This is a genomic window from Pseudomonas sp. DVZ6, from assembly GCF_024259445.1.
Classification (GTDB): Bacteria; Pseudomonadota; Gammaproteobacteria; order Pseudomonadales; family Pseudomonadaceae; genus Aquipseudomonas; species Aquipseudomonas peradeniyensis.
The window spans coordinates 83,670-104,438 of record NZ_JANCLM010000016.1; the positions used below are offsets into that span (position 1 = coordinate 83,670).

Here is a 20,769-nt window from a genome sequence, read left to right on the forward strand (position 1 = left end):
GGTGGCTGCGGGGGTTGGGCGGCGGAGAGCGGATGCGAGGATCCTGTACAGACGTGTGATGGTCATGCATGAGACTCCAAGTTAGGTTGGAACCACCACGCACTGTCGCCAAACAATGGGTGGCAGCTGTACGCAGGTTGGCGAACCGGGAACTTGGAACCCGGCAGACCCGAAGGTCTCCCGCGCACAGCCGCCATGGCACGAGGCTGCGGACGCAAAAAAAGCGCCTGCAATCGTGTGGGGCGCTGCTGCGCCAAGTTTATCCGGGTCGCCAAACCCGGTCGCGGAATTTGCCGCGACTGGTAGGGAATTTATTCCTTGGGGGCTTCTAGTGCAAGGTTCTTGGGGTTAGGAAATGGCGATGGGAAACGTAGGAAATGGCTTGCACGAAGGGGCTGGATGGCAGCTGTAAGCAGATTGGCGAACCGAGGAAAAGATAACCCGGCAGACCAGAAGGTCTTCCGCGTATAGCTGCCATTGATATCGCACTGAGCCGAGGCGCCAGCCCAGCGAGCCCGGTTTGTATAGGTGAGACAGTTTGGCTTCAGGGTGCCGAAACCTGACGGCAAGGAAGTATTGAATTTCGCCTAAAGGTATGGCTATTTGGCATCAAGCTAAATCAAGGATGAAATCCAATGTCTGCCAAGAGAAAAATCCCCTACGCCCATCACCTGCCTGGTTGGAGTTTCGATGGCGGTAATCGCGAAGCACTAAAAGCGAGCCGCCGAGTGGCACCAGATGAGTACGAAGAAGAGATGATGGGCAACTTATTCTGCCCAGGCTGCTACACCAACGTTGAGCGAACGCCCAAGGAGAAGGATCTCTTCACTAACCAGCGCGATCCCTTCTACCGCCACCTTCAGCGCTGGCAGCACATCGCCTGCTTGCTTCGGGCAAAAAAACCAGTAGGCAAGCGGTATGACACATGGGAAGAAGCGAAACGGGCAATCGAACATGAAAATTTGGCGATCGTAAAAGAGTTTTTGCAAGAAAAACCAGAGATTAGATTGGTCCACGGTAGCGAGTACGACGAAACTCCCGTCGAGGACGTTGAAGGTCCGCCGTCACAGACGCCCATTGGAAGGCACCAAGGGGAGTCCTTCGAGCTACCAAGCACCATTACTACAATTGCAGGAATCTGTCGGAATTTTGAAAAAAACAAAGATAAATACTTCTTCCTCCCAATGGCCACGCACGCAGTGAAGCTGGCAGAGCTCCTTACAGACGTGGCTGATGTTGAATACGACATTTTGGAAGGGGCCCGCGCCCCGCGTTTGTACTACGGGAAGATAATCAGCAGCCGTAACGCGGGTAGTTACGACAATTCCACCCGTATGACAAAGCTTGCTTGCAATCCCGCCGTGAAAGACTTTTATGTAAAACTCCCCAACGGCTTTTGCCGAGACAAAGGGATTACTGATAACTCTAAAGGTCGCATCGTGATGTTTTTCGGGACTATCGTAGAAAGCGGCATAGGCTTAGCTGCCACAGATTTGGCTTGGGGGGAGATTGCGCTTGTACCTGCCAAGTACAATGAGTTGTTAATGCCTGAATGATGATCAGTCAAAGGGGACAGATGGGCCTGTCACGGGACAGGCCCACACCTACTTAGTCACTTATACTCACCCTTAATGTTGTCGCCCTTTGCTTGCGCAGCGGTGCTGCTAGCCGTGCTGAAATAGCTTTTGAAATGAGTAATGAAGGTTTCAGTCAAATGGCCGTGATAATACGCATAGACGTAATCACTGATAGGCTCGTCCTTTGGCGCGCGGATATTGAAGATCAAAACGTTGTCGCCCACGCTCGGACACATATAGGCTTGCTTAGCCACTTGCGCGGCCTTGTGCGTGAAATTGCCTTGTTTGTTCTCCTCCCAGGTCGTGATCTTGTCTTTCTGCTCATCCTGATTAACACGCTTTTTGAAGGCATCAAGCAACGCTTGTGGCTTGGTGGTTGCAAAGGTGACGGACATTTCAAGCTTCCTAGCTTACGAGTGATATTATTTTGGTATCACTCGACACCAGAGCGAATCAAGCCAGACTTTAGTAGCAAGGCTTTGCCGCGACGGATCACGTGGTGCCCGATCAGGGCACGCCACGCATTAGGGCCGCAACGCGGCCCCGATGATGCGTGGCATCAGTCTCCAGAAACACACACCTCTTTCATCGCCTCCAGCTTGCCGAACTGCTCGCTGGCCAACCGGCTGATGATCCGGATCGCCTGGTGGATGCCGGCCGTGTTGCGGAAGCTCAGTTGCGGGTTGTGCTCGCACTCCAGTACCTCGTCATGCTGGACCAGCGCCTCGCCGAGCAGTTCGAGGGTCCAGACGTAGCTCTGGAGAGTAGATAGGCGTTCATGGTCAGGCATGGGGCACCCGGACGCGGGAGGGAGGAGTTGCATGGGTTGCAGGTGCTTCAAGATTTCATAAGCATTAAGTCATTGAATTTAATGCATTTTCTAGAGAAAGGTCCTATCGCTGAGTGTAACAGTGGCATAGGTAAGTGTTTCAGGTGTAGGCACCCATGATTTGCCACTCTACACAACCAAGTCGCTCAGCCCCCCTCTATGCTCGCGTAATGAATTCAAGGCTCATCGGTTTTAGAAAGCTGTTCCACACGGCCAACCGGCTCTACTTAGCTGACTGTGTCATAACGTCTTCCAGGAGGTGGGCCAGCCTACCGAGTAACACCGATCACGCATCGAGGGAGGAAGGCACTTCAGGTTGAGTCAACGCAACGAACGACTCTCACTGACAACCATCAACGCGGCCCTCGACCAGAGTGACGGTGCGGCTCCTCTCTGCGTCAGCAACCGCTAGAATGAAGCGCGGATACGCCCTGTCCTCGTCTTACTCAAGGCCACAAGGGATGTGGAAGTGGTTGAGCTGGCCAAAAAGCAAGCGCCCGCCAATAAACTGACGCTTTCGCCCCAAGAAATTGTCGCTCACGGATAGATGGTAACGATATCCATAGCGCAAAAATTGGGATTTTGGAATAATGCCCGCCGGACAAAGGATATTGTCGATTTTTAGGATATTTATGAAAACGCGAATTCCAGCTTTGAAAGTTCACCAATGGCTGCCCGAGTGGGAGAAAGTTCATTGGGATGAAACCCAACACAGAGAACAACCGCCCGCAAACTTTATGGTTCTATCCATGAAAGCTGGTGATCTGCGAAGACTTTCTGCAATCTATCGGCGTCAAGCGGATGGTAGTACGCCGCGAACGGAAGACCTAGGAATTCAGCGTCGCCATGACAAAAAGCGATCCGAGAACATTAAAGAGTTCGTTAAATATGGATATCCATATTGTGACCTGACCAAACATAATCAGGAGTCAGGAGAGCACGAGACTCTTCGAAAGCCAGGCTGGCTTCCAACCGGCATTGTCATCAATATTTTGAAAGCAGATGACCTTCGCATGGGGAAAAAAGTATCGGCCGACGACATCATCGAGATAAACAGTACTCAAGGAAATTTTGCCGAGTTAGTTCTTCAGGAAAGAATGCTATCTGATGACTGGGAGCCTAACGGGATTGCTCCCGTTGAAGTAATCGACGGACAACACCGACTGTGGGCTTTCGACGACCCGAATTTCGCTCCTGATTTTGAGATGCCCGTAATCGCATTTCACGGTCTAGATATAAGCTGGCAGGCTTACCTCTTCTGGTCGATTAACATAAAGCCGGTCAAGATCAATACAAGCCTAGCTTTCGACATGTACCCCTTACTTCGAGCAGAAGACTGGCTCGAAAAAGAAGGACACAAGGTCTACAAAGAAGCGCGAGCCCAAGAGCTAGTTGAGACTCTTTGGATTCATCCTGACAGTCCTTGGAAAAATAAAATTGACATGCTCGCCACGCCAAATAATCCCTATGTACGCCAGGCCGCATGGATTAGGACTATAATCAGCTCATTTATAAAGCCCGTAGATGCCAAAAAGCATTCCGGCGGATTGTTCGGCGAAATTAAAAATGCCAGCAGCGAAGTATTGCCTTGGAATCGATCACAGCAAGCTGCCTTTCTAATATACGTAGGAATGAAGTTAAAGCAAGCGATATCATCTACAGGTGGCGAGTGGGCAAAAGTTCTTAGAGAAGATCACTCCCAAGATCTTCTTGATCCGGACTTCGAGCCCGCAATGTTTGGCAAAAAGACCTTTCTCAATACCGACCAAGGGATTAGAGCCCTATGGTTAGTGGTGAACGACATATTCATCAGCCACCTTTCTGAGTGGAGCCTTTATGAATGGCATCCTGTAGACGAGTATGGTAACTGCTCTGAAGAAATAATTTCAAAAGAACTTGAAAACATAAACACGCTGCCAATTGCTCGAATCATCTCCGAGTTAGCTAAAAGCTTGGCTTCGTTTGACTGGCGTACTTCCACGGCTCCCGGACTCGTCGGTGACCAAGTAACCATCCGGAAGGGCTTCAAAGGAAGTGGCGGCTATGTAGATCTGAAGCGGATGATTTTGCAGCATATTTCTGAGCAAACCGAATTCAGCGAGATCTCAGCCGCAGCGACGGCTGTAATGAAATTCTAAGGAACAATGGAATGTTACCTGCCGAGACAGCAAAATTTAGCTTAGCGTCACCTGCTAGCATCGGGAATGCGCTAAGCCGTGCATCAGCTAATTTTGCGACTGACTCATTCTTGGGCAACGCAAATGCATACCAAGTCGGGGTGGCCAACTCGGTAAAAAACTTAATGTCTGGCGCCTCATCACCAATCAACGACCCTGAGTTGGTCGAGTCGATATCTGTATCATCCATTCTTCACGTTTATGACGGATGGTCATATTTGGCACAAGCATTGCGAGCAGCTTTTAGAGCAGAAGACTCCATCGCTAGACACTTAGCATATTATGCAGAGCTTCGATCTTCGCTATCCATTCTTGCTTGTCATGGAATCGGAATTTATAGCCATCAGCATGTGGTTGTGGACTCATCTGAGCAAGTGCATAGACTTAGCACGAGAGGCACACACATGATCGCATGGGACGCACTTGAAGAGTGGAGTAAGACTTCCCATTCAGGTGGTCTTATTGGTGCGGAGATACAGGCATTTGGCCAGCCATTGGACAGCTGGATAGTTTCCTTTCAAGGTACATCCACCCCTAGCTTGGTAGGGATAGATTGGGTGACTAAATGGGGAATAGACCTTAGTTCATTCTCTGCAGACCGTACCACGCGAAATGAGGTCTCATACGGTGTCGACTTTAACCATGCCAAGGCACGTCACAGCCCCCAAAGCATAGAGCCCTGGCTTCGTGAACTATGGCTCAGCTCTGAACCCGGTGGTTCGTCATTCGAGCTACTTGATAAGTACCTCGTTCGATCAACATTGGAGGGAATATTTGAAGCAAAATTCAAAGATCCAACACACACGCCAGATCAGGCGAAAGCTGCCCTGCAGGAAAAAATGATGGAAACCTGTATCGCCATGGGGGCTGGCAACGATGAAATCATTGAATTTTTCATGCGTGATATTTTCCCAGATGATTTATTAGTAATGCAACTTGCTCAATCTAATTCAGCGACACATGACCCTCTTCAGTACCAGGAAGTTATGTCGCGCGCTTATCTGCTACTGCGTCTAGCAACAGCTTCAGTGAGATCATTGTTAAGAAAAGCCAGCCTTACCGCAGATGATTTAGCATTTTGGTGGGTACGCACGAGCGAGGCGTCTGGGCTTTGGGATAGCACTTTATCCGTCACCACCACTGAAGAGGTCAAGGATCTCTGGGCAGACACTGCCGTCTCTCTTGAAGAGTTCAGTGACTGCCTAGTTAAAAACCCCGCCAACTCAGACAGCTGGTTCTTCTTCAACTCGAAAATTCCTACGGACCTGGAAAGTCTGTCACGGATGGAAAAGGTAGCTTTATGGGGAATCGCGTGACTCAAGAAATTGTTCAACCGTTCCTTAAATGGGCCGGTGGAAAAAGGTGGCTTGTTGAAAAACACTTAGGGTGTTTTCCAGAGAAATTTAATCGATATTTTGAGCCATTTCTTGGAAGTGGTGCGGTATTTTTCTCACTTTCGCCAAAGCAGGCTTTTCTTTCTGATTTAAATCCAGATCTCATTGAGGCTTATACCGCAATTCGAGACGACTGGGCGCTCGTTTACAGCACATTAAAAATGCATCACCGAAGCCACTGCAAAGAATATTACTACAAAGTTCGAGCTTCAAAACCAAGATTACCGCATACTCGGGCTGCGAAATTCATATACCTTAACAGAACTTGCTGGAACGGACTTTACCGAGTAAATCTTAACGGAGACTTTAATGTTCCAATTGGAACAAAGAAAAACGTTATTCTTGACACCGATGACTTTTCATCGGTGTCAAAACTACTTAACACCGCCAATATAAAATACTGCGATTTTGAAGAAACCATAGATCAAGCCGGCGCTGGCGATCTTATTTTTGCAGATCCTCCCTATACCGTTAAGCACAACATGAATGGATTCGTTAAATATAATGAAAAGATTTTTAGCTGGCAGGATCAGGAACGTTTGAGTGCTGCCTTGCTCCGGGCATCCGAACGAGGCAGCCACATTGTCTCTACAAACGCCTATCATCCGGCAGTCATGGAACTTTATAACTCTTTTGATTTGCTATCCCTAGACCGCACCAGCGTAATCGCTGCTTCGTCTGACCGTAGAGGGAAATACGCAGAGTTATTTATAACCAATCACAATCACTTTCAAACAACATCAGAGTAGACATACCAACGACCTGAGCCTTCAACAAGCCACTTCTATTCGTCCGAGCGAGCGAGGAGGAATAGGCAGGATACTCTAAAGGAATGCTAGGAACCGAGCACATCACCGCACTGGACGAAAATGATGTGTTCGGCAATTTTCCGGACTGCTTTAGTGATCTAAACTTGAACAAAATGAAACAAAATGGGGACGGATTTATTTTCTCCCTCTGCAATTCATAGGCAATCGAATCGCACGGGCTAATCAGATGCACATGGGCGAGGAAGCACCACAGGGAAACACTCGGTAAATGTTCTCTGAGGAGCCCTATCTCCAATTTTCCTTAACCATAGCGGCAAGCAACGGAGCCGCCGCAGTCACCACTCCATCCCCATTTTAGGATGAAGCCAGCCGGCCTCGTGGAGCCCCCCACAGGCGGCCTCGTCTTTGGCGTGATCCCTCCAATTTCAGCCATGAGCCTCAACCTCGCTGAGGCCAGGGTTTACGTCAAGGTCGGCCAGCACCACCAGGGCAAGGGCGGTCGAACAAGTGGCCATGAAACTCCTGCACATCGGGCATGGCAAGAAAGCGTTTCTACGCAAAGGGGATCAAAAGCCCGGATCAGCTGGCGGCTTTCATCGCCTCACTCATTGCAAGGGGCACCGAGATCTACCACGACGCCAATCATCCTCTAGCGGCTAAAAAGCGCATCACACTGCTGCGAACGCTAGACGGGATGCTAACGCTAGAACCACGCGAGGGAGATCGCGTACTCGGATACCATGACTCGGTAGTGACCTGGACGCCCCAGCCCACCCCACGAGGAACCAAAGTCGGTGAAATCATGATCGATTGGGCAAAAGAAAAGGCGCCCTTGTAGGGTCGCCTAGTGGCTCAAAAGGCGTGAAGCTGCGGATACGAAAAGCGCTGGATCAGCATAAAATAGATGTTGAGCACGGCTATAGCGAAGGCTATTCGGGTCTTGGCCTCGCCCGGATCATAAGGGACATCATCAGTTAACGGAACTTGAAATCATGACACAAGACAACTGGGTTGCTCTGAAAACCAAAAATTTCAACTTATCCACAGTCGAGGGCCTCTTGAATGCGAATGGAAAGCTGATAATTCGCAATGAAGGAAAAGGGCTTGCAATTTTCACCAATCAGATAGTTGGTATTGCAGACTTTCTGCGCGGCGCTAATTTTTTGCACGTAAGTACGCCGGAAGAGTACGCAGGATCGTGGCGCTACGAGGGGCTCTACACAACACGTGGAAATGCTCATACCCCCTACCCACTGATGTTCACTAAAGACGAGTTTGACGGTGTTGAAAACACTGAAAATATCGTCGTTCAGGCCGCTATCTACATCTTTTTGAAAGACACGCAGTAGTCACGGAAACGAGCATGAAGAGTGTTCTCTTTCGAGACCTTGCGATTCAAGACCGCTTCCAGCTGGATAGCCAGTGGGGGGGGTAAAAGTTGGTGCGAGATCGGCTAGGCACGCCACTTATGATTTTTCAATTGATATGAATCTATCATCCGCTGTCTTGATCAGGGGCGTCAAGGACGGGCCCTCCAGCAAAACCACTGATAACAGCCGCCAGAAAATGAGAAAGCGTGAAGGCTTTCTTCCTTTGCTTGCTACTTGGCTTTAGTCTATTAACTGGTAGGAATGCACGGATCATCTGGAACATCATCAACTAAGGAAAAACAAGGAAAGATGTGGTGAGACAAGCAAAAGGAAGTATTCGAACTCCAATGCAGGCACTGGTTGTAGGGGCTGCTCTGGCCGCCGGCGCGGCCTCTGCCCTGGCTGAGTCCAAACTCTGGGTTACCTCAGATCGCTTGGAACGAAGAACCTGCCCCTCGGAAGAGTGTGGATCTGTCGGCCAGCTGATGTTCAGAGAGGGCGTCACCGTGTTCGAGGTCAATGGGATATGGAGCCGCATCAGCAAGCCCTACTCGGCATCCTGCAATTCATTCGGCAATAGCCAATATGTTAAACGTGGAAACAAAGCTTGCACCCAGGCCAACGGCATCGTAGATGGGGACTTCGCGGAGTGGGTTTTATCCAAGCAGCTCAGTTCCGAACGCCCAGCAGATCCGTCAGAAGGCGTCAGCGGGGACGCGGAACTGGTCAAAGAATCAGACGATTTCCGCCTGCACCAGGCACAGTTCGCCACCGCGGCCCGGAAGTTGATCGATGCCCGCACCTGCACAGCGGGTGACTTCCTGGAGATGGGTGGATGGATGAAGTCCATCAGTCAAGGGCCCAATGTCTACTTCACTTACTGTGGCGGCATGACCAATAGCAACAAGGTCTATCTGGACGTCAGCACCGGCAAGACTACCCGCTAAGCTGCTCAGTGAAAAAGACAGTATGGTTGCACGTGGTCTGAGAATAGACTGGTGGTACGAGCCGGCCGGCCCGATAATGGCCTTGCGTTTCCAGAAACCCGTGAGACGCTGAGCCACAATGAATAAGGAGGAAATCGCTCATTGCCCAGTCAGGCTGGCCGGGTACAGTCATTGAGCGCTTTACCAATGCAGCTACGACACGAAAGAAAAAGGAAGCAGCAACATGATTGGACTTCGAGCACGTCATTCGTTTGCACAGTTTTTAGAACTGCAACCCCCAACCGTTTCAGCTGTTCTCTTAAGCAAGTATGGGGTTCAGCATCTTTCACTGCCACATGACCATTTGCTGTCAGCTTTACTAAACATTCTGCGTTCGCTCGACGAGCGGTGCATCATGCAAGTACTTGCCGAGGTCATAGCAACCCCAGGCGATCTGCGTGCAAGGGTCAACCCAAAATATCGCTTTGACGAGCGTATGCATGACCTTACGCAATGCCTGTTGCTGGATGGTTACATCGTAACCAACAAGACGCTCATTAAAGGAGACCCGTCCATCACCAGCGCACCACCGATAGAAGACGATCTGATCTTGGAGCTTCAAAACTCAGGGGCTCCTCGCAAAAACGACATTATTGCGCGGATTAATGATTCAGCCTCTGCATTTCGTGCGACGCCGCCTGATTTCAACGCTTCTCTCGTGAATGCGCGAGTGGCACTTGAAACACTGGCAGTCGATATCGCCGCTCATGTAGCTTCACGGATGACGAACCCACCTCCCTACGATCCTTCAAAATGGGGGATGGTTATCCAATTTTTACGCACAAGTGGTGAGATCACAGTTGAGGAGGAGAAGGGACTTGCTGGTGTATTCGGATTTTTAAGCCCAGGCGCTCATCGGCCAGTCGGGATTCCCGAAGATCAGATGGCACGGCTCGGGCGGTCATTTGCGCTCAATATGTGTTGGTTCTTGCTCAAAAATCACTTGGCGTAAGTGACACCACACCAGACGTATTGAAAATGGTGACAGATCTATTTTCTGACGGTGCAGGGGTAGAAGCATAAAACTGAAAGGTTTCAGCCATAACTTCATTGCACAATCAGCATCACAGCCACCACATGGACTACCCTTCGCTCCTTTCCAAAGAGAAGCCCGACTTTTAGCCGGGCTTCGTGTAACGCATTTTTGATCATACGCTCTTTTCTTGGGCTGCAACCATGATCTCGTTCTGTCGCTTAGTAGCCTCAACCAGGACGGCTGTGTAAACGCGCTTCTTCTCGTCAGCTTTCGCATTGCGAATGAACTCAGCGAAGGGGCTTTTGACCTTCTCAGAACGCGACTTGAACAGATTCATGGATACCCCCAAGCGTAGCGACCAGCCACTCGTAGGCGAAACGCCTTGCCCGATCTAAAAAGCAAAAAACCGCCCGAAGGCGGTTCATCAGCCCGATAGAGTAACTGAACACTATCGACAATTTGGTGCCGGAGACAGGAATCGTATCAACACGAAAGCGGCTGAATTCAATGGGTATTATTCTTCAGGGTACAATTCTTTATCTCTAAAATTATCCTCAGCCTGTTTCTAGGCTGCGAAACGCCGTGAGAAAAACCCTAACAGGATGATGGAAGGTGCTGATGCATTCTGCTCCCCGTGAGCCAAAGCCCGCCTCAAGCGACCCACGGGAATGTCGAGATATTAATCAAGCTGAAGGCCGCTCCAGCGAGCGGGTTTTTACCTCACTTTGCGCATACCGCTGTGTAACCACGATTGGAGTCACGCCCACACCGAAACCTTTTTGAAGATCGCTGTCGCTGGCAGGGCATGCGGATCGAGCCGTCCGGCGAGTTCTTCGGACCGAGGAGCCCAGAGGTTTGCGTGTAGTCGCATTGGAAGATGTGGAATTGGAGTAGGGTCCCACCCTACACGCTCATGCACGACGTGGCCGTCCACTAACCACGTGATACGGTCCGGCCGCCAGTCAATCGTGTAAACATGGAAGTCCGAAGTAGCATCGAAGCCGAGGTCGATACGACAAGGCGAACCCCTATAGCCGAAGTTTATTGCTGCACCATCGTCACCTGGGTTGAAGTAGACGTTTACCAGCATGCTTCGAGGATCATCGCCTGCCAGTTCTACATCAATCTCTTGCCTTGGTGCATCTCGGTGAAGAAAAAAGCCAGTAATAAGGCCGGAGCCGCTGGCGGCCTTTATCTGAGCCTCAAAGCGACCATAGCCGAACAATTGTTTTGACGCGAAGGCTCCCGAACGGTACTGCCTGGTTCCAGTGGCAACCTTGCTAATGATGAGATGGGCACCGTCTTTATCATGAACGAGAGCATCGTGGGAAAACGAGACCAAATTCCCCGGGAAAGTCTCCACGAGCGCGGGAAAAGACGAGGTCGGTGTAGTCATTTCGGAGAAAACGAGCAGTTCCCCTACAGGATGTATGGGGCGATTCGAGGGTACTCTGGGCTGCCACCCATATTTTGCCGGGAGGACCCAAGGTGACTCATCTAGCAAAGAAATTTGCTGGGGATGCGACGGAGCAATCCCGTGCGCGCCATCCGCTCTACCGTCTCGAAACATCCTCAGGCACCGTGGCGTTCCAACAGGGAACGACTGGACGGGCTCGGTGAGGCTGAGAAGACTGCACAGCGGCTCCCACAATCCACTGTCTGACTCGTCACACGACAGAATCGCGGTGCGCGAGGGCGGTAGAGCCCCCTGCCGTGTCTCGGACCGAAACACTGTTTTCGCTTCCATGAGAAACCTAACGTCAGTTCTTGCGGTTGCAGCTTCCATCGCCTCCGGCGTTAGTGGAGCGTCAACGAGGGCGTCGAACATCTCGAAAAGCTCCCACAAGTCCCGCGGGCGAATAGCTTCTTCATCACCATCGAACACCCGCACTCGCAACCCCAACATCGACAGAGCCATTGCGAGCGCTTCATGCTCGCCGCGGGTAGTCCAGGCCAATACCGACACAGCCCCCGCCCGCTCGGGTGCCATAGGGCCCGAGCCTGCATCAATAATCCCCGCTCGCGCTAGGTAAGGAAGCACGGAATAGGAGTTGTCCGAGCCGCTGTCCTGTCGCTGTAATATAACCGGCGAGGAGAGGGCAAGTGCTCCGAGCTCACCAAAGCGATAGTTTAACCACATGTCCACTGGGCCAATCACGGGCATTGCCCGTAGCAGAGCCGCCGCACCTTCACGAGACAAGATGTAGCCGGAGAGAAACCAAAGTCCCCTCACCGGTCGGAAAAGAGCATCGCAGAGGTCAACACGTTCTGCTGTTCCCCCGGCATCTTCATAAGACAGGTACAACAAACGCGGACCTCCTTCAGCAAAACAACGCTGAATGGCGGCACGCCAACCACAGGAGATTGCGGCCGCTGCGCCTGTCTTGAACCAAACGTCGTCCTCGAGGACCAGCACATATTTGTCTGCCCCGCATGCGATGGTCTTCCAAACCTCCACGTGCGACCTCGCTACAGCTATCTCCTGCCGCGTCATTTTTACCGGCTCGTTGATGTGAAAGCACTCCTCAAGCCTTGCATCCGGCTGGACGTAAAGTTGGTCACCAATGCGGTATGTCGAGTCGACATCGGCTGTTGCGGCGACGGCGCGGCCGTCGCGAGCATCCACTGCCGCGAATCGTCGAGCTATAGAGGCAAGGGAAACATCGTCGGCCGTTCGGAACCGCCGGAGTTCTCGGACCACGCGCCGCCATCTACGCGGTTGCCGGTCAAGGTTGACGATTAGAATCGAGTTGATCAGTCCTTCGCCCGTACCAAAGGCCGAGATTTTCCCACCCGGGAAAATGCTCGCTATGGCACGTTGCAAACGAAATGCTATCCCACGCAATATGCCAGAGGCGTCCCTAAGATTCATCGAAACTTCCTTCTCCAGATAGCCTCATTAAGAGTCCATGTTGCGCCAGTTACGGGCGTCGTTGCGGTAAGAAAGGTCCCAACGTGTTTCCGCAATGGCCTCCCAGTTATTTAACAACTCAAAATCGGGGGGAGCCCCCCTAATCAGCAGATCATGTGCGTGCGCAGCTAACGATGCGGTGAGATTTCCTGGACCCGTCGTCTCTTGTATCTCTAGAAAGCGACCCTTGCTTAAAAGCTTCTCGGTCGAGCGAGACAGTGCTCGCTTGAGAACGGGGTGATTGGCTGGCGCAGCTATTGGATCGTTGTTGACATAAAATATGCGCTCATCTGTCGGTAGATCACTTCGCCAGATCTCTGACGCTGGCACCATGCTGCAAGATGGAATGTCGTAGCAAAGCGGCTGTACCTTAAGTGCGCTGTCATGGAAAAGGTATTTCCAGTTGTCTCCAAGCAGTACATCATCTGCGTCGACATACAGTCCACCTTCTGCAACTAAGACGCACATCCGCAGATAGTCACAGCGCATTGCCGGATGCCGGCATCGCGCGAATGCCTCTTGCTCCGAAACTCCATACCACTCAGTAATGTACTCGGCAGCGGATACGTCGTTAAACATCCGGAACGCAAAGCCCTCCGCACTAAGCCTCTTCCAACTGTTTATACAGTCTTGAACGTCGTCCGGCACATCATGCGGATCGTGCCAGTATTGTACGAGTGTCTTCGGAATACTCGAAGCCAGGCTCGATCCGACAACACTCGAAGCTGCCGAGCGGTCCAGCTGATGCAGCGTGAGGTTTCGGATAAAGGTGGATCGCAGACGATCGTCCTCCTCGAATCCCAGTGGGGATGAATCCATATTGTTCGCTTACTCAGTAAGGGTCATACATCGGATTGGGGCATCCGATTGATGCCCCTTCCGCAGTGACGCGTGGCGCAACTAGCGCTAGGCTTTGCCCGGTTAGCGGGTCGCCAAAGCTGAAGAGTCCGCGACCGCCTTGTATGTTTGATATCGCTGGGAATTCTTTAGCAGATACGCCCGCCCTTCAACCACGAACCCGTCCAATCCATGTTCCACGCTGTAGGAAGCGAGATCAGTAATGTTGTTGATGAAGCCTTTCCCGTTGAAGTTTAGGGACGTGTTACACAACACTCCATACCCAGTGCGATTTTTAAACGCGACAAGCAGATCATGAAGTCTTTTGTTGGTTTTAGAGGTGACGGTCTGGATACGGGCCGTCCCATTCACATGCGTGACCGCTGCTAGGGCGTTCGTCGTTGCACGATGAGTGAAAAGCATGTGTGGACTCTCGTGTGCGCATCCGAACCATCTCTCTGCATCATCCTGGAGGCATACAGGAGCAATCGGACGGAACTGTTCGCGTTGCTTGATCTCGTTCAGTCGGATTCGAGTGCTATCTCGGAACGGGGCAGCCAAGATAGACCTGTTGCCAAGTGCGCGTGGGCCGATTTCGTATCGACCATTTACCCATCCGAGAATGAGGTCGCTCGCCAGCATATCGGCAATTGCAGCGGAATCGACATCTCGGATGTCATATCTCTCAGCATTGAATGCGCCTAGAGCACCAAACGCCAATCCAGCATAGACATCCCATTCGATCTTCGGATTGCCAGTAAACCGGAACTGCGCATCGACGGCCGTGCCTATCGCGGCGCCGGAATCGTTGGCGACCGGAGGCACGAATATCTCCGAAAAAAGACCAGTCTCCATCCATTTCGTGTTCCAGTCGCAATTCAACCCGCATCCACCGGAAATGATCAGTGGAAGCTTCTTCTTCAAGTGATTTTTTGCAAAACGATAGAAGATATCGAATAACGCATCGCTATAAATCCCCGCAAAATTTCTAAACTCATGGTCTTCCAGCCCCACATTGAAGTGAGGCGCGCTCTCAATGCCCTCATAGGAACTGAGAGCTTGGCACGGGCCATCTAGTAGAAAATGAATCAACTTCTTCTCTTCAGAGGAAGGCGTGCTCCGATTCGAATATGAGGCCAGCGCCATGAGTTTCCCTGCATCTGAGTGCCGGGGATACGCTCCAGATTTTGGAAAGGTCGGATCTGCCAATCCATAGAGCAGACCGTAGCGATTTCCCGGCTGATCTAGAACGTCGGCAACCAGTGTGATGTTCAGTTGTGAATCGATCTCGTAAAAAGCACCGAGGCCGCCCTCCCACACTAATGCATAGCACGGGGTTCCTTTTGGGAAAGCCGACATACCAAAGGCACAAAGTAAGTGTGCGCGTTCATGCGAAGATGAAAAATACTTCACATCTCGTTTTAGGAAACGTCTTTGGCTCATGATGAAATCGGTATCGGAAACACCACGATATCCAACATTCGTTTTCGATCCAAATAGATATTCATTATGATCACGAGGCCACCATCCTCCAGCACAAATGACATCTGGGATATCCTCTAGCTCACCGATTGCATCCAGAACATCCGGGATAGCAAGTGATGAATATCGATAGTTTGAATTTTTTTCCGCTTCGATAGACATTATTAAACGTCCATCTTGAAGTAGTGCGATAGCGCCATCGTGGCCCGGGTTATACGAGAGAATTTTCACGCGGTGGCAATCCCGTCATCCATAAACACCCATTTGCGTGATTTCGCTCCCCCCTGCTGGGGTGAGCGCTCCACGCACCATTTATGTAGCAGCGTAGGACCGTACCACAATTTTAGTTATGCCGGCTCGCTCAACATCGCGAGTGGAACCGCATCTCGCCTATGCCAATGACTCACAGAATGGCGATGCTGGATTTTAGTCAGACGGGATAGATCCGAAGAGGCTGCAAGAAACCCGCTCTGCAAGCCAAGCCGCACAAATCAGTCCCCCTGCTTCTGTAGATACCCTCAAGCTTCAAAAGAGGACTGCTAACCCTGCGTGACTGCCCCTGGAGTCGAAAGCGCTCGGTCGTGACATTCAATCAGATCTGCGCTTAGCACCTGAAAACCCACGGTTTTTTCTAAACGACTAGTTAGCAGCCGCACTGTCAGTAGGTAGTAGTAACGGATCACCGCGCTTCGCCCACCTAATCGGTGTTCAAAGAAACCAAGTCATATGCTTTCTCTGCCAAGCCCAAGGTGTTTCCAACTGCCACCGTTCAGATATCTCAGCTTGGATGAGCTTTGGTTGCCGTAAATGGCGTTGCCAGGTTGCGAACGAACCAGTCAGTACCGTAGCTCCATTTCAAATACCTTACTCATCTGCGACCTCCTACGTAGGCAGCGATCACATCGACCCGACCGTGCGCTAGCTCACAGCTGATCTGCCTCTGAACTTCACGATCAAGGTTCTTATCTACCTGACAACATTGGCCGCCGTTGATGGGCGCCCGGTGCTGGGTGATTTGCTCATAGCGCTCACATGCGTACGTCGCACGGAGCTCGTGGAAGCCTCTGAGGTTGTGTGCATGCATGATGGCGCGCGCAGGGCAAATGATTTCTTAAAGAACATTCAGATAGCTTTGGTGCGGCGCAATCAGGTTGCGGCTAACTGCAGGCGACACCTGCCGTGCAAATCCAAGCGCACCTCGAAATGATCGTCCACCGCAATCCAACGTGGCGCCGGCGCGGCCACCTTTGGTGCCGATCCTGCCTAGGAAGGCGCGCCTATTCAGAGCTAGGAGTTAGCGCCGGGCTCGCCTCCTTGTTCCGACTGCTTACTGGTGCCGCCGTTGCCGTTAAGAGTCAGTAAAGTGCTAGCGTTGCCGCCCGCGTATCGCTGTGCGCTGCACAACTTAATGTTTCAGAGAGAGGAATAAAGGAAAATCCTTGTAGGAAGAAACTGGGCTCGTTCGGATGCCGCCACAAAGGTAAACTACCCCATCACCACTACCGGAAGCAGTTGCATGAACAGAGTGTGTACCCGCTGTATCGGGGATAATGACTTGAAGAGCTGGATTCGCGCAAAGGGCGGCCCGCGCGGCTGCGACTACTGCAGAACATTCTATGCGCCAACGGTCGAGCTCTCAGAACTTTGCGAGTACATCGAATTCTGCATCTGCCAATATTGGGGCCGGGCCGTAGACCAGTTGCCATATGAAAGCGCAGAGGGCGGTTACCAAGGGCGAACCTGGGACACCTACGACATCGTGTTTGACGAAATGTGTCTTGATCTTCCTCTGGATCGAAACAGCAGCCTTTGTTACGCGATCGTAGGAGGAATTGGCGATGAGATCTGGTGTGATTACGACTGGCTCTCGCTAGATGAAGATGTCGCCATGATTTCGAGTTGGGCTCGGTTCTGCGAAGTCGTTAAACACAAGCGAAGATTTTTCTTCCAAGACCAAGGCCACGACCCCGAGGACCGCGACTCGCATTCACCATTGGCAATTCTGCATACCATTGCCACTTTTTCTGAAAAGCAAAAATTGATCAAGATTATCAACCCTGGCACCAAGCTCTACCGAGCCCGGGATGACCTTGAACATCCAAAGCATTCTGCCGACGCTTTCGGACCTCCGCCTAACTACGTTTGCCAGAACAATCGCATGAATCCAGCAGGCGTTCCGATGTTCTATGCAGCGTTCAAACGGAGCACCGCTGTCAAAGAAGTAAAAGCGACGAAGGCGGCCCTAGGACGATTCACCACAACACTGCCTCTGCGTGTGCTTGATCTCACTCAGCTTCCCCCTGAGCCCGGCTACTTCGCTGACACTAGGCGTGACTCGGCGATGCAGCTCAGCTTCCTCAATCATTTCGCCAACGAGATCATGCAGCCAGTGGGCAGAGATCAGTTGGCTCACGTCGAATACGTTCCTTCGCAGATTGTGACCGAGTTCTTGAGAGATTATCCCTTTACAAACGGCAGCATCGATGGAGTGCTCTACAGCAGCGTAGCGTCGCCAGGGGCGAAGAACGTCGTTCTATTCATTGACACTTTGAACGCGCCTTCCCCATCAGATTCCCCCAATGGGCTGTCGCCCCTCCAATTTCTCGGCGCCATCATGCATTCTCTGAGCTAATCCATCTCAGCGGTTACCGTAGCTGTCAAAGGATATAGGTGTCTCTAAGCGGGCTATTTAGATTTACGGCTATGAATGTCTGCAATGGGTTGGTAGCGGGCAGTCCATTGGTCTGCTTTCGCGACAGACTGCAATTAGCCTAGCCCTCTCTGTCGTGGGATAGATATGATAAGGGTGGGTCCGAACGCGTAGACATTCAAGGTCGGAATGGAATGGCTGAACGCTCAACTATTACATTCTCATAGGAGTTCGCTTTTAGCAAGTCTGCAATAGACGAATAATTGCGTTCGAAGTTGACACCGGGACCTACAACAATGCGTTGTATAGGCAATCTAGGTTCATCCCCGTCTGCAAGCAAACCTAATGACATTGGAATATAAGGTATCAGATCACTCCCCTTTGCTCTAAACTTTAGTGGGAGTTCATTCGTAAAGAGGTCAACACCGTCGCCGCTGCGACTGCATATTAGACGGCTTTCTTGCTCTTCACTATAGCCTTGATGCTTGAAAGATTTAGCAATAACGCTTAATGTGGCTGCCCACTCCCCATACATCATATCGCTCCATTTGGGAGTGGCCGACGCAAAAAGGTCAAGAAGATCAACAGCGAGATCCATAAATTGATCATCCCCATAAACTACATCATAAAAATTAGCTACTTGTGGATGTACTGAATCGAAACCAAGATTTAGCCCAATCGCGTAGCCTTTACCGAAGTCTCCATACCCCCTCCATTGGCTAAGCAGATCACCATCCGCCGAAAGGCTAACGCAGAAGGCAGGATAATTTGAGCGTGGGGACAGGAGAGCATTTTTTACACCTTCGATAATTTTCTGCTCAATATCATTAATACCACCTGGTTTGAGGGCCATTAGTTCCAGTAGCCTTTCGGGCAAGTAGGTCCCCTCTGAGGGATCATTCAGGAAACGTAGATCAGTTGCCCACAATCGGCCATTTTGAATAATACCCAACAACCCCGCAGCATCAGTGTAGTGGTAACGAAGTCCATTTTTTTTCCACCCATATTTAGGGGTGTCGTGGCTCTGGCTCAAATACCCTAGAAGAACCATCATGTGGGGGCATTCAATAACTGCCTCGCGAGAGAACATCACATCATCTTTATCAGCTGAATACTTGCCTTTATCGTTCAAATTATAGCCTTATTTGTTTGAGTTTTTTGCCAATACATTCACACATATTTTAATTACCTCGAATTAGTGGCCGCAGGGATTAACCTTTAGCATCAGGCAATGCCTTTGAAAGGCGTAGTTACCCGCAAGCCACTTAATAAAGGCACACTTCGGAAACACTCCTTGGCACAGTACTCGGCGGCCTTTTTGATGTCCCGCTCCTCCGCCATTCGTTTTAGCTCAGCAAGTAGACGACGAATCTCAGCACTCTGTTCGTCTTCATGGACACGCTGCTCAGTCTTCGGCCAAATGCAGGCACTTAAAAACTCTCAAGACTGGGAGCCGACTCAAGGGGATATGTCGCGCCCAGCGCTTCTGGCGATGCTTTATCCCGAAGCGAATATCGCCCGCTTATTATATTTATGCCGCTCTTATCGAAATTTGTGGGAGGAGCATTTTGGAAATCGCACTGCGATACATGCCTTCGTAGTCTTTATCAATGACTTTTGTCACTACAACCTTGACATCAAAGGACTCCAGCAAATCTTTTTTTTGCTCATCGATATCATTCACGTAAAAGAAAATGTTGTTTTTGACTAAATTTTCAGTCACGAACCGGGCACGCTTATTCAAGACCCACCAGAGATCCGTCTCGCTGTAATCTAGGGAAAAACCGACTATATGGACATTTGTAGAGAAAAATAGATCAACCCAAGAAGTGTAGCAAAAGCTATCTTTCTCCAGCTTGAACTTCATGGGTTTAATGGAAATTATTTCTCCATCTACAGAGTATTTATAGTTGCCTTTTACATATGCATCTATTTTGCTAACTGAGCCGCAATAGTGATCCAGCCCAAGCATTATTGATTTCGGACTATCGATTTCACCATGAATATTCCACAAATATTTGGTGCCACCACCAGTTTCATACTTGCGCTTTCTTCTAAGGCTATATATTTCTTCAGAGCTCAACTTTTCCGAATCAACGCCCAGGGCCTTCTCTAGCGCATAGTCATAATTTGTCGTAAGATAGTGCTCAAAGTCCATATCCCCAAGCAACTTAAAAACATCATTTGACTCTTGCCCCGCAAGGGCGCTAGCAATTTTATTTTTAATGATCAGCTCATCAACTTTTTCGCTTTCGCTTGCTTTGTGTTCCGCCATGAATATTCTTTCATACACCATCGTATTTGGCAATGATCCATTAGAGAAGCTATTTTCACCTTTAATTTCATCTAGCAGGTCATCCCAGCTTACTGCATTGGTTGAAAGCCTATTTATTCCATTTCCAAAAAAGACTGTGTTTTTCATTTTCAACCTTACTAAAAATAAAGCATTAATCCAGGGAGACTGCACCAGCAGCGAGTTGTTAGGCGCTAGTTCTCTGGAAATCCATTGCAATACGCGTTACTTATCCTTATAACCTAAAGAAAGCGCGTTGCCGGTTCACGCCTATTGCGATAACGCAGCGATGGCGAGGAGGAAAAATTGCGGGGCTGACCGGTCACTCGGAGCATCTCTGTAAACGATGGCACGATGCTATCCCTCAAGCTTGTCCTTGGACAAGCTATTTACCTGGAGCTTCGGTCCGTGCCGCCATTTCGAGGGGGCTTTACTCGACGGTTAAGGTGTGCACTTCTCGAATCAAGCTGGCTCCGAAGCTACCGCTCGCGAAAAACAGCTGTGGGTCAAAAGCGGT

At 50.5% G+C, this 20,769-nt stretch carries 16 protein-coding genes and 3 pseudogenes; 8 read left to right on the forward strand and 11 right to left on the reverse strand.

Annotated features, from left to right (window positions below; translation table 11 throughout):
• Positions 1-635 precede the first annotated feature (635 nt).
• Positions 636-1,556: a hypothetical protein gene (locus tag NMG10_RS11750; protein WP_254464389.1), complete on the forward strand. Its 921-nt coding sequence runs from the start codon at positions 636-638 to the stop codon at positions 1,554-1,556.
• Between the two features lie 56 nt (positions 1,557-1,612).
• Here the strand turns inward: NMG10_RS11750 and NMG10_RS11755 are convergent, their stop codons facing one another.
• Both NMG10_RS11755 and NMG10_RS11760 read right to left on the reverse strand, forming a co-directional pair.
• The gene (locus NMG10_RS11755; RefSeq protein ID WP_099431251.1) at positions 1,613-1,972 is read right to left on the reverse strand and encodes a hypothetical protein; all 360 of its coding nucleotides are present in this window, start codon (positions 1,970-1,972) and stop codon (positions 1,613-1,615) included.
• A 164-nt stretch (positions 1,973-2,136) separates the two neighbouring features.
• On the reverse strand, positions 2,137-2,367 hold the full coding sequence (locus NMG10_RS11760; RefSeq protein WP_084941597.1) for a hypothetical protein: 231 nt from the start codon (positions 2,365-2,367) through the stop codon (positions 2,137-2,139).
• A 671-nt stretch (positions 2,368-3,038) separates the two neighbouring features.
• Between NMG10_RS11760 and NMG10_RS11765 the strand changes: the two genes are divergently transcribed.
• The 6 genes from NMG10_RS11765 (at position 3,039) to NMG10_RS11790 (ending at position 10,055) form a co-directional block, all read left to right on the forward strand.
• Positions 3,039-4,544, forward strand: a complete 1,506-nt coding sequence (locus NMG10_RS11765) for a DGQHR domain-containing protein (RefSeq protein ID WP_254464390.1) — start codon at positions 3,039-3,041, stop codon at positions 4,542-4,544.
• A 443-nt stretch (positions 4,545-4,987) separates the two neighbouring features.
• Complete coding sequence (locus tag NMG10_RS11770) at positions 4,988-5,899, forward strand: hypothetical protein (RefSeq protein ID WP_254464391.1); 912 nt, start codon at positions 4,988-4,990, stop codon at positions 5,897-5,899.
• On the forward strand, positions 5,896-6,726 hold the full coding sequence (locus NMG10_RS11775) for a Dam family site-specific DNA-(adenine-N6)-methyltransferase (RefSeq protein WP_254464392.1): 831 nt from the start codon (positions 5,896-5,898) through the stop codon (positions 6,724-6,726). Before NMG10_RS11770 ends, NMG10_RS11775 begins: the two co-directional genes overlap by 4 nt.
• A 1,013-nt stretch (positions 6,727-7,739) precedes the next feature.
• Positions 7,740-8,096: a hypothetical protein gene (locus NMG10_RS11780; RefSeq protein ID WP_254464393.1), complete on the forward strand. Its 357-nt coding sequence runs from the start codon at positions 7,740-7,742 to the stop codon at positions 8,094-8,096.
• 368 nt (positions 8,097-8,464) lie between these two features.
• A complete protein-coding gene (locus NMG10_RS11785; protein ID WP_254464394.1) occupies positions 8,465-9,064 on the forward strand; it encodes a hypothetical protein in 600 nt (199 codons plus the stop codon).
• A 223-nt stretch (positions 9,065-9,287) separates the two neighbouring features.
• Positions 9,288-10,055: a hypothetical protein gene (locus NMG10_RS11790; RefSeq protein WP_254464395.1), complete on the forward strand. Its 768-nt coding sequence runs from the start codon at positions 9,288-9,290 to the stop codon at positions 10,053-10,055.
• A 196-nt stretch (positions 10,056-10,251) separates the two neighbouring features.
• On the opposite strand, the gene NMG10_RS11795 is transcribed toward NMG10_RS11790, so the two are convergent.
• The 6 genes and pseudogenes from NMG10_RS11795 to NMG10_RS26020 form a co-directional block, all read right to left on the reverse strand.
• Complete coding sequence (locus NMG10_RS11795) at positions 10,252-10,416, reverse strand: hypothetical protein (protein ID WP_254464396.1); 165 nt, start codon at positions 10,414-10,416, stop codon at positions 10,252-10,254.
• 420 nt (positions 10,417-10,836) lie between these two features.
• Entirely contained in the window at positions 10,837-12,951 is a 2,115-nt protein-coding gene (locus tag NMG10_RS11800) for a family 16 glycosylhydrolase (protein WP_254464397.1), read from the reverse strand.
• Positions 12,952-12,978: 27 nt separating this feature from the next.
• Positions 12,979-13,809: a glycosyltransferase family 32 protein gene (locus NMG10_RS11805; RefSeq protein WP_254464398.1), complete on the reverse strand. Its 831-nt coding sequence runs from the start codon at positions 13,807-13,809 to the stop codon at positions 12,979-12,981.
• Between the two features lie 102 nt (positions 13,810-13,911).
• Positions 13,912-15,471: a carbamoyltransferase C-terminal domain-containing protein gene (locus tag NMG10_RS11810; protein ID WP_254464399.1), complete on the reverse strand. Its 1,560-nt coding sequence runs from the start codon at positions 15,469-15,471 to the stop codon at positions 13,912-13,914.
• 464 nt (positions 15,472-15,935) lie between these two features.
• Positions 15,936-16,181: pseudogene (locus NMG10_RS11815) on the reverse strand (hypothetical protein); the annotation flags it as partial.
• Positions 16,178-16,564, reverse strand: a pseudogene (locus NMG10_RS26020) (integrase); the annotation flags it as partial. The pseudogenes NMG10_RS11815 and NMG10_RS26020, both read right to left, overlap by 4 nt.
• Before the next feature lie 300 nt (positions 16,565-16,864).
• Here NMG10_RS26020 and NMG10_RS11820 point away from each other — a divergent pair.
• The gene (locus NMG10_RS11820; protein ID WP_254464400.1) at positions 16,865-17,941 is read left to right on the forward strand and encodes a HEPN-associated N-terminal domain-containing protein; all 1,077 of its coding nucleotides are present in this window, start codon (positions 16,865-16,867) and stop codon (positions 17,939-17,941) included.
• A gap of 196 nt (positions 17,942-18,137) precedes the next feature.
• Here the strand turns inward: NMG10_RS11820 and NMG10_RS11825 are convergent, their stop codons facing one another.
• From NMG10_RS11825 to NMG10_RS11835, 3 genes and pseudogenes are all read right to left on the reverse strand, one after another.
• On the reverse strand, positions 18,138-19,091 hold the full coding sequence (locus NMG10_RS11825; RefSeq protein WP_254464401.1) for a DUF2971 domain-containing protein: 954 nt from the start codon (positions 19,089-19,091) through the stop codon (positions 18,138-18,140).
• A gap of 66 nt (positions 19,092-19,157) precedes the next feature.
• Positions 19,158-19,363 (reverse strand): annotated as a pseudogene (locus tag NMG10_RS11830) (IS3 family transposase); the annotation flags it as partial.
• Positions 19,364-19,490: 127 nt separating this feature from the next.
• A complete protein-coding gene (locus NMG10_RS11835) occupies positions 19,491-20,471 on the reverse strand; it encodes an SIR2 family protein (RefSeq protein ID WP_254464402.1) in 981 nt (326 codons plus the stop codon).
• Positions 20,472-20,769 lie beyond the last annotated feature (298 nt).

Coding starts and splice junctions, on each gene's coding strand:
- NMG10_RS11800 (WP_254464397.1), bottom strand. CDS start 12,951: ATGAATCTTAGGGACGCCTCTGGCATATTGCGTGGGATAGCATTTCGT.
- NMG10_RS11785 (WP_254464394.1), top strand. CDS start 8,465: ATGCAGGCACTGGTTGTAGGGGCTGCTCTGGCCGCCGGCGCGGCCTCT.
- NMG10_RS11805 (WP_254464398.1), bottom strand. CDS start 13,809: ATGGATTCATCCCCACTGGGATTCGAGGAGGACGATCGTCTGCGATCC.
- NMG10_RS11810 (WP_254464399.1), bottom strand. CDS start 15,471: ATGTCTATCGAAGCGGAAAAAAATTCAAACTATCGATATTCATCACTT.
- NMG10_RS11795 (WP_254464396.1), bottom strand. CDS start 10,416: ATGAATCTGTTCAAGTCGCGTTCTGAGAAGGTCAAAAGCCCCTTCGCT.
- NMG10_RS11770 (WP_254464391.1), top strand. CDS start 4,988: ATGATCGCATGGGACGCACTTGAAGAGTGGAGTAAGACTTCCCATTCA.
- NMG10_RS11765 (WP_254464390.1), top strand. CDS start 3,039: ATGAAAACGCGAATTCCAGCTTTGAAAGTTCACCAATGGCTGCCCGAG.
- NMG10_RS11790 (WP_254464395.1), top strand. CDS start 9,288: ATGATTGGACTTCGAGCACGTCATTCGTTTGCACAGTTTTTAGAACTG.
- NMG10_RS11760 (WP_084941597.1), bottom strand. CDS start 2,367: ATGCCTGACCATGAACGCCTATCTACTCTCCAGAGCTACGTCTGGACC.
- NMG10_RS11750 (WP_254464389.1), top strand. CDS start 636: ATGTCTGCCAAGAGAAAAATCCCCTACGCCCATCACCTGCCTGGTTGG.
- NMG10_RS11755 (WP_099431251.1), bottom strand. CDS start 1,972: ATGTCCGTCACCTTTGCAACCACCAAGCCACAAGCGTTGCTTGATGCC.
- NMG10_RS11780 (WP_254464393.1), top strand. CDS start 7,740: ATGACACAAGACAACTGGGTTGCTCTGAAAACCAAAAATTTCAACTTA.